General features: G+C 60.8%; 7 protein-coding genes. 1 reads left to right on the forward strand and 6 read right to left on the reverse strand.

Annotated elements, in window-relative coordinates; genetic code table 11:
• Positions 1-106: 106 nt before the first annotated feature.
• The 6 genes from ACW9I6_RS28060 to ACW9I6_RS28085 are packed head-to-tail and all read right to left on the reverse strand — an operon-like array spanning position 107 to position 7367.
• Entirely contained in the window at positions 107-1504 is a 1398-nt protein-coding gene (locus tag ACW9I6_RS28060) for a sigma-54-dependent transcriptional regulator (protein ID WP_003216481.1), read from the reverse strand.
• Positions 1494-3272 (reverse strand): ATP-binding protein, encoded by a 1779-nt coding sequence (locus ACW9I6_RS28065; protein ID WP_457340073.1) that lies wholly within the window; start codon positions 3270-3272, stop codon positions 1494-1496. The genes ACW9I6_RS28060 and ACW9I6_RS28065 overlap by 11 nt, the downstream gene beginning before the upstream one ends.
• Complete coding sequence (locus ACW9I6_RS28070) at positions 3272-4396, reverse strand: GNAT family N-acetyltransferase (RefSeq protein ID WP_003216477.1); 1125 nt, start codon at positions 4394-4396, stop codon at positions 3272-3274. Before ACW9I6_RS28070 ends, ACW9I6_RS28065 begins: the two co-directional genes overlap by 1 nt.
• Before the next feature lie 16 nt (positions 4397-4412).
• Positions 4413-5279, reverse strand: a complete 867-nt coding sequence (locus ACW9I6_RS28075) for an alpha/beta hydrolase (protein WP_003216475.1) — start codon at positions 5277-5279, stop codon at positions 4413-4415.
• Complete coding sequence (locus tag ACW9I6_RS28080) at positions 5276-6670, reverse strand: aspartate aminotransferase family protein (RefSeq protein ID WP_003216473.1); 1395 nt, start codon at positions 6668-6670, stop codon at positions 5276-5278. The genes ACW9I6_RS28075 and ACW9I6_RS28080 overlap by 4 nt, the downstream gene beginning before the upstream one ends.
• Positions 6663-7367, reverse strand: coding sequence for an MtnX-like HAD-IB family phosphatase (locus ACW9I6_RS28085; protein WP_008435530.1), 705 nt, complete (start codon positions 7365-7367; stop codon positions 6663-6665). The genes ACW9I6_RS28080 and ACW9I6_RS28085 overlap by 8 nt, the downstream gene beginning before the upstream one ends.
• Before the next feature lie 229 nt (positions 7368-7596).
• Between ACW9I6_RS28085 and ACW9I6_RS28090 the strand changes: the two genes are divergently transcribed.
• A complete protein-coding gene (locus ACW9I6_RS28090; protein WP_008435532.1) occupies positions 7597-8367 on the forward strand; it encodes a MipA/OmpV family protein in 771 nt (256 codons plus the stop codon).
• The last annotated feature ends 86 nt before the right edge of the window (positions 8368-8453 follow it).

An 8453-nucleotide genomic window follows, 5' to 3' on the forward strand; every position in this document is an offset into this window, starting at 1 on the left:
GCCGGCATTCCGGGCGTTTGCCAAAAGTGACCCGCTGTAAGAGCGGAACCATAAGTCGCCGTTACCTAAATAACGGATATGCCCCCAAGCAACCGCTCAGCGCCCCCTAGCGAACAATCTTGTCCACCTGAATCCCCAGCTTCTTCAACCGATACCAAAAACTGCGCTCGGAAATCCCGATCTTCTGCGCCGCCGCAGCCTGCACCCCGTTGCTCTCCTGCAACGCAGCCATGATGTAAGCCTTCTCCACCTCAGCCAGCGCCGCATCCAGATCCTGCGGCACACCCGGCCCGTTGCTGAGTATCGCGCCCACCCCATCCTCAGCAGGCGTCGAAGCAAACAGATACGCCGGCAAATCAATATCCTCGATCACCGGCGTCGCCGCGACAATGGTCGCCCGCTCCACACAGTTCTGCAGCTCACGAATATTGCCCGGCCAGGAATACGCCGCCATGGCCTGCAACGCCTCGGGGCTGAAACCGGTGATGCGTTTGCCCGCCGTGGCACTCAAGGTCTGGGCAAAGTGCCGGGCCAGCGGCGCGATATCTTCCACCCGCTCACGCAAGGCCGGCAGCGGAATCGGAAATACGTTCAAGCGGTAGTAAAGGTCTTCACGAAACTCTTTGTTCGCCACCGCATCCAGCAAATTCTTGTTGGTGGCAGCGATCACTCGCACATCCACCTTGCGCTCGCGCGGGTCACCCACCGGCTCGATCACCCGCTCCTGCAAGGCCCGCAGGATTTTCGCCTGCAACGCCAACGGCATGTCACCCACTTCATCGAGAAACAACGTGCCCTTGTCGGCCTGCATGAAGCGCCCGACCCGATCCGCCACGGCGCCAGTGAAGGCGCCCTTGCGGTGGCCGAACATCTCGCTTTCCAGCAAACCTTCGGGGATTGCCGCGCAGTTGACCGCCACAAACGGCTTATCGGCGCGGTTGCCGTGCTTGTGAATGGCGCGGGCGACCATCTCCTTGCCGGTGCCGCTTTCGCCCGTCAGCAGCACCGTAGCGTTGCTGTCGCGCACCGAGTCCACGGCGTGCAGCACGCGGCGAAACGCCGGGCTGTCGCCCACCAGGCTGTCGAACTGCGCATGTTCATCCAACTCGGCACGCATGCGCGCGTTGTCGCGCATGATGTCGCGAAACTGCAGGGCCTTCGCCACCGTGATGTCCAGCTCGTCGATATCGAAGGGCTTGGCGATATAGTCGTAGGCGCCGTTGCGCATCGACTGCACCGCGTTCTTCACGGTGCTGTAGGCGGTCATCACGATCACCGGCAGTTGCGGGTAGCGCACCTTGATTTCCGCCAGCAGCGCCGGCCCGTCCATGCCGGGCATGCGCCAGTCGCTGATCACCAGGTCGATGTCTTCCTGCTCCAGCACCTTGAGCGCGTGCAGGCCGTTGCCGGCGGTAAACACCTGGATCCCGCTCTGGCTCAAGGCCGACGAAAGCAAGTCACAGAGCTTGGGTTCGTCGTCAACTACCAATACGTTATGCGTCATCACCATCCTCATCATCGCCGTCGTCTGCACCCTGGGCCGGAATGTACAGGCTGAAGGTGGCGCCGGCATCTGTCTCGCTGACACATTCGATGCTGCCGTCATGACTTTCCATGATCGAGAACACTTTGGCCAGACCCAAGCCCGTGCCCGAGGCCTTGGTGGTGACGAATGGTGTGAAGATCCGCTCGATCATGTCCGGCGCAATGCCCTCGCCGGTATCGCCGATGCTGATCACCGTGTTGCCGCCCACGCTGTGGATGCCCAGGGTCAGGCGCCCGCCTCCGGGCATGGCGTCGATGGCGTTGAGAATCAGGTTCAGGCACGCCTGCTTGAGCTGCTTGGCATCGGCATAAATCGTCGCGCCGGGAGCCGCATCATCAATTTGCGCGTCGATGTTATGGGTCGCAAGCTCAGGCCCGCAGAAGCCGAGGATCTCCTCCACCACCGGGCGTGCCGCCTGCAAGGTGCGCAGCGGTGCACTGGGTTTGGCGAAGTCGAGGAATTCGGTGATCAGGTCGTTGATCCGGCTGACTTCGCTGATCACGTATTCGAGGTGACGCTTGTCGGTTTCCGGCAAATCGGCGCGGCGATGCAGCAACTGGGTGGCCGTCTTGATAATGCCCAGCGGGTTGCGAATTTCATGGGCCAGGCCCATCGCGACTTCGCCCAGTGCATGCAGGCGGTCGCGGCGGCGCAGTTGCGCTTCCAGGTGATGCAACTCACCGAGGCGCTCGGTCATGTGGTTGAAGGTGCTGCTCAGTTGCGCCAGCTCGTCGCCGCCGCTGACCGCCACACGGTGCTGATAGTTACCCGAGATCACCGCGCTGACGCCTTCGGACAGATCCCGCAATGGCCGGGTCAGGCGCTGGGACACCAGCATGCCCGCACCAAGGGACAACGCCGAGCTGAGCAGGAAGATCAACACGAACAGATTGCTCTGGTTCACCAGGCCCACCAGGCTGGTATGGCGCAGCAAGCCACTGAAGATCACCCCTTGCAGCTCGCCGGCATCGTTGAAGATCGGCCAGTACAAACCGCTGTAGTTGTTGGTGAATTGTTCGCTGGGTTGCTTGGTGCTGCGCAGCGCGGATTCGATACTCGAAGGAATCCGCGTGGGGTGATCGACGAAGCGCTGGGTGGAGAAAATCTCCGAAAACCCGGTGGGGTTGGCCAGGTACAAGCGCAGGTCGAGGGAATGCACATCGGCCACGCTGGTCAGGAAACTGCTGTCCAGATAAGTGGCCACCAGCAGTTGGTAATCGACGCCGTCCTCGCTGGTCTCGAAGGTGGACACCACAACCCCGGTGGTCACGCCACCCACCTGGACCGTCTGCAACACCGCATTACTGGCCAGGTTGATTTGCTTGACGATGTCATCGGCGGCGGTGGTAAACACGATTTTGTGGTCACTGCTGCGGATCAGCGCCACCACGTCGATGTCGGTGGCGGCGGCAATATCGGCGGTCAGCTTGTCGTGTTTCTCGGCCTGGCGCGACGACGGCGGTTTGGTATAGCGCAGGAACAGTTGGGCAACCCGGGCGTTGTCGTGGAGGATGTCGCCGATCTCGTCCTTGACGATCTTGGTCGACTCCTGCAGCCAGATGCGCACGTTGCTGTCGAAGATCTGCGACAACGTCGTGGCGGCCAGCTCCGCCGCGATCATCGTCGGAATTACCGTCACCAGCCAGAACGCCAACACCAGCTTGCGCTGGACGCTCCAACGCGAAATGGCAAAGGGGCGGGCTTTTTGGCGGGTCTTGTTGATCATCAGGTTTCGCTTATCGCAGCAGCCATGGCAGGGTCGGATCGATCCGGTCGGAGAAACACTTTTGCAACGAACAGCGCACGGTTGACCAGCCAGTTACGGTGGCGGAAAAACATGCTGTTGCCCTGGAACTCGCAGCCCAGCAGCAACTTGCTGGCATAGCCGGCCTGACCACATTCATATAACGCAATATCGTTGCGAATACAGTAGTCGATGTTGGTTAACCAACTGCGCACCGCCAGGCTGTATTCGCGACTGTAGTCACTGTCTTCGCCGAAAAACTTGTCAATCAGGCGATCCCGGTTAAGCAGGATCAGGTTGAACGCCACCAGTTGCTCGTCCACCCAATAAAGCACACAGACCGCACGTTCCTGCAGCTGTTCAAGGATACCGGTGAAATAGCCTGCCGGCAGTCGCTCGAACTGCAGGTCGGAGCGTTCCAGGGTGGCCTCATACAGCGCCATGATGCGCGGCAGTACGTCGTCGATGTTGCGTCGCCACTCGACACGCGGGCCCGGCGCACGCAGTTTGCGGCGCAGGTCCTTGCGGGTGGCTTTGTCCAGCGAACCGAGGTAGGCGTCCACTGAACCAAAAGGGATCGGCAACAAGGCCGTTGGCAGGCTGGGCATGCTCTGGAAACCCGCGCCAAGGCAGCTGTTTGACCAGCCTTCGTCCCTGGTCGGTGCATCCTTGACCGCCACCAGCCCGACGCCGAACGTATCGGCATCCTGGCGCGCGGCAGCGAGCAATTGCGCAAGCAGAGCCTCGCGCCCTGATTCGGCAACGTGGCTGGCGATGCCCGCATTGCACTGCTCCGCCACCGGCGAGCCGATGGCATACAGGCCCAACTTCAAAACACCCGGCCACAGTCGCTCCAGGCGCTCGGTAAAGCGCTTGCCTACGCCTGACACGGTGGTGTCGAGGCGATACCGCGTGATGAACGCCGGCGCGACCGCCACCAGCCTTGCATCGTCAAACACCGCGAGGTAGCGCCACTGAAAGTCATCAATAGCGGCGTTTTCCACGGCCACGTAATAGTCCCAATCCTCCAGGGCATCGGGAAAACAGTCGTTCCAGGCACTGCGTTCGATGGCCCGAATGGTCGAAAAGGCTTGGGCGGTGATCACGTCAAATCCTTAGGGTTCAAGCCAGCTGTCGATAATCTTCAGGTGCCTCTGTGGCGTGTGCGTGCTGCCCGACAAACTCGGCACTCAACTCGATCACCCGACGGTATTGCAGGTCGACGGTGATCATGTGGTAGCAGTTGTCCAGCAGGATCTTGGTCACGGGGCCGCCGAGATGGCGTTCCACGTAATCGGCGTTCCAACGGCTGGTGATGTCATCCTCAATGGAATGCAGCACCAGGGCCGGGGTCTTGATCGATGGCATGAGCTTCTTCACCACGGCATTCATCCAGTGCAACTCGCGCACCGTGACGCCCTCCATGGTCAAGAGACCCGCCTCGCTGCTCTCCCCTTCCTTCATCTGCCGCTCGACGATCGCCCGCAGGCGCTCGTTCTTGATGCCGTAGGGCGGCTTTTCAGTAAAGCGGAACAGGCGCACACCGAAGGGAATACGGATCAGCAAGGGCGTGATGAACGCCATCTTGTTGATGCTCCAGCCGTCGTACTTCAACGTCGTGGAGTACATCAGCAAGCCGGCAACCTGGCCGGGGAACTGCGACGCCACGTACATCGACATCACCGCGCCCATCGACAAGCCGCCGACGAATACCTGCTCGTGACGCTGTTTCACCGCGACGAAGGTCTTGCGCACGCCTTCGTACCAGTCCTGCCAGCCGGTGGCTTGCAGGTCGCTGTTGTCCCCGCAGTGGCCGGCCAGGGTCGGCACGTACACCGTGCAGTTACCGACCTTGGCCAACCCCTGGGCCACCCGACGGAGTTCCGTCGGGGTGCCCGTCAGGCCGTGGATCAACAGGATCCCAATCGGACCGCTACCGAGAACGAAGCCGGCATCACCTTCACCGAGGTCGATCTCGTGGCTGCTCACCGTTTGGTCGCTCGCACAAGCAGTTGCTCGAGCAGCTTCAGGCCCAGGTCGATTTCCGGGTAGCTGATTTCCAGCGACGGTGCCAGGGTGATCACGTTCTTGTAGTAGCCGCCCACGTCGAGGATCAGGCCGAGTTTCTGACCGTCAACCACCATGTCGCCCTTCATGCCCTCCTCGACCATGTAGTCCAGGGTCGCCTTGTCCGGAGTGAAGCCGTCCGGGCCGCAGATTTCGCAGCGCAGGGCCAGGCCCAGGCCATCGACGTCGCCGATGATCGGGAAGCGCTTTTGCAGCTCTTGCAGGCCGGCCAGGAAGTATTTGCCCTTGGCCATGACCATTGCGCCGTAGTCGACTTCGCTGGTCATCTTGAACATTTCCAGGCCTACCGCGGTGCCCAACGGGTTGGACGCGAAGGTGGAGTGAGTGGAGCCTGGCGGGAAGATCTTAGGGTTGATCAACTCTTCCTTGGCCCAGATGCCGCCCAGCGGGTTCAGGCCGTTGGTCAGCGCCTTGCCGAAGACGATCACGTCCGGCTTGACGTCGAAGTGTTCGATCGACCACAGCTTGCCGGTACGCCAGAAGCCCATCTGGATTTCGTCGACGACCATCAGGATGCCGTGCTGGTCGAGGACCTGCTTGAGCTCGCTGTAGAAGTTCATCGGCGGGATCACGTAGCCGCCGGTGCCCTGGATCGGCTCGACGTAGAAGGCGGCGTATTCGCTCTGGCCGACTTTCGGGTCCCACACACCGTTGTATTCGGTTTCGAACAGACGGGCGAACTGCTGCACGCAGTGGCTGCCGTATTCTTCCTTGGTCATGCCTTTAGGGCCGCGGAAGTGGTACGGGAACGGGATGAAGTTGGCGCGCTCGCCGAAGTGGCCATAGCGACGACGGTAGCGGTAGCTCGAAGTGATCGACGAAGCGCCAAGGGTACGGCCGTGGTAGCCGCCTTCGAAGGCGAACATCAGGCTCTTGCCGTTGGTGGCGTTACGCACCACTTTCAGGGAGTCTTCGATGGACTGCGAACCGCCCACGTTGAAGTGCACACGACCGTCGAGGCCGAATTTTTTCTTGGCGTCGACTGCGATCATTTCCGACAGCTCGATCTTGCCTTTGTGCAGGTACTGGCTGGCGATTTGCGGGAGGGTGTCGATCTGCTGTTTCAGCGCGTTGTTCAGGCGTGGGTTGGCGTAACCGAAGTTAACGGCCGAGTACCACATTTGCAGGTCGAGGTAAGCCTGGTCTTCGGTGTCCCACACGTAGGAGCCTTCGCAGCGGCTGAAAATGCGCGGCGGGTCGATGTAGTGAACGGTGTCGCCGTAGGAGCAGTACTTGGCTTCTTTATCCAGAAGAACCTGGTCTTCTGCGGTAGCGATGCGGATATCAGACATGGTGGAAGAGTTCCTGATTGTCGGAAGAGGTGCTGAAGGAGGTGGCGTTGGCGGCGATGCCCTGAGGCAGCTTGGCCAGCAATGCCGGCAGTTCGGCGAAGGTGTCGAACCGCGCGTAAGGGATGTTGTTGGTTTCGCAGTAGTCGGCCAGGCTGGCCTTGGCGAAGACGAAGTCGGCGGTGGAGGCCACGCACATGTCGGACTTGCCGTCGCCGATCACCAGCACGCGCTTGTTGCGCGGCGTGGACTTGCACTTGCAGTTGCCGGAGGCGGCACGGCAGGCGTCGCTGGCATACGGGAAGTCGATGCGCCAGCTGTTCTGGTCGACCTGGCGCAGGCGGTTGGCGAGGATCGGCAGCAAGGTCACGTAGTTGCGCGACAGAATCCGCGCGATGCCTTGTTCGATGCCATCGCTGACCACTTCAATGGAAGCGCCCAGGCCCATGACATGGTCGACGAAGTCCGGGAAGTCCGGGTCGATCTCGACGCTGTCGAAATACGCCAGCAACTCGGCCGGGGTCGCCTTGATCAGCGCCAGTTGACGGCTCAGGCATTCGCGCGAACCGATGTGCCCATCCAGCCATTCCTGCTCGATGGTTTCCCACTCGGGGCCGGCGAAGCGTTGGAGGACGTTGTCGATGACGTCGGTAGGAGTGATAGTCCCGTCGAAGTCACACACGATATGCCAGTGGATCATCTGCATTTACCTATGAAGTAGGAGCGCGCTGTTGCGCTTGCAGGGGATAGAGCATGGAGTGTGCCAAGTGCCACCAACCCCTGTTTTCAAAGGGTTTGGCGGGTATCGGAGTGTGGTTGTGTCGGAACTTGCTACAATTTTTGTAGCTTGCTACAACCTAGATGAGTGCTTGCCTAAGGCAGGGCGTTTGCGCGTTCATGCGCGCATGTTCACAAAAGGAAATGGCTCCATGTTCAGGGTTACTTTTGCTGTATTCACCGGTTTGCTGGGGCTGTGGGGCGTTTGCGGCGCTGCGCTGGCGGACGGAATTACCGGTGAAGCCGGCGCAGGCGTCAGCTATCAGCCCCACGATCCCACGGGCAGCCGCTACGAAACGCGGCCGATCCCGTATTTCGATCTGGATTGGGGGAGTGTCAGCCTGGGTACCGACGATGGGCTGACCTGGAGTGCGCTCAATACCAACGGTTTTACCGCGGGGCCCTATATCAATTACCTGCCGGGGCGCACGGCCAATGGCTCGTTGCGTGGGTTACGCGATGTTTCGGACATGGCCGAGATCGGCGGTTTCATCCAATACGCTCCGGCTGAGTTCTGGCGGGTGTATGCACAGGTGGGCCAGGCCGTGGGCGGGGCGCGTGATCAAAGCGGCGTGGTGGGCAAGCTCGGCGGCGAGTTGGGTTATCCGTTGGGGAGCGGCATTATCGGCAGCACCGGCTTGATGGCGCACTTTGCCGATGCCCGCCAGGCGCAGACGTTTTTCGGGGTGGATGCCAATGAGGCTGCGGCCTCGGGGTTTCGGCCGTATAACGCCAGTGCCGGGTTTCAGAACCTGACGTTGACGCAGAGTTTTGAGTTTCCTTTGGATGCGAAGTGGTCGCTGTTGACCAGTGCCAGTTGGATACACCTGGTGGGGTCAGCGGCCAACAGCAGCATCGTCAAGGAGACCGGGGATGTGAATCAGGGGCAGGTGCAGACGGCCATCAGCTATAAGTTTGATTGAAGCAACAGCAAAATCAAAGGCGGGCACGCTCCAAATGTGGGAGCGGGCTTGCTCGCGAAGGTCGTTAACGATGACGCGGGCATCCT

The sequence above is a fragment of the Pseudomonas sp. SDO5522_S412 genome (assembly GCF_054071215.1).